This window comes from Cupriavidus sp. FW305-F7, from assembly GCF_058782875.1.
The window spans coordinates 1-881 of record NZ_JBYSYC010000129.1 but is presented as its reverse complement, the minus strand read 5'-3'; the positions used below and the strand labels follow the sequence as shown (position 1 = coordinate 881).

1 protein-coding gene is annotated in these 881 nt (G+C 66.4%); it reads right to left on the bottom strand.

The window, feature by feature from the left end:
• On the bottom strand, positions 1 to 881 hold an 881-nt coding region (locus AC3WL8_RS39920), incomplete at both ends, for a carboxyl transferase domain-containing protein (protein ID WP_492380257.1).

Genomic DNA, 881 nt, shown 5'->3' with positions numbered 1-881 from the left:
TGGCCCTGGTGCTCGTACTGGTCGCGGATCGGCTGCTTGAACGCCTCTTCCTCCTGCGCGCTCCACTTGCCACCCTTGCCCTCGATGCCGTCGCGGCGCACCGTGGCTAGCACGCTGGCGGCTTGTTCGCCGCCCATCACCGAGATGCGCGCGTTCGGCCACATCCACAGGAAGCGCGGCGAATAGGCGCGCCCGCACATGCCGTAGTTGCCGGCGCCGAACGAGCCGCCGATGATCACCGTGAACTTGGGCACTTGCGCGGTGGCGACCGCGGTCACCATCTTGGCGCCGTTGCGGGCAATGCCTTCGTTCTCGTACTTGCGCCCGACCATGAAGCCGGTGATGTTCTGCAGGAAGACCAGCGGGATCTTGCGCTGGCAGCACAGCTCGATGAAGTGCGCGCCCTTGAGCGCGGACTCGGAGAACAGGATGCCGTTGTTGGCGATGATGCCGACCGGGTAGCCCCAGATGCGCGCGAAGCCGCACACCAGCGTGGTGCCGTAGCGCGCCTTGAACTCGTCGAACTCGGAGCCGTCGACCAGGCGCGCGATCACCTCGCGCACGTCATAGGGCTTGCGCGTATCGGTCGGGATCACGCCATAGAGCTCTTGCACCGGATACAGCGGCTCGACTGGCTCGTGCAGGCGGATCTGGTCCGGCTTGCGGCGGTTCAGGTGCTGCACGATATTGCGCGCCAGGCTCAGCGCGTGATGGTCGTTCTGCGCAAAGTAGTCAGCCACGCCCGACAGGCGCGTATGCACGTCGGCGCCGCCCAGGTCTTCGGCGCTGACTTCCTCGCCCGTGGCGGCCTTCACCAGCGGCGGGCCGCCCAGGAAGATGGTGCCCTGGTTCTTGACGATGATGGACTCGTCGCTCATCGC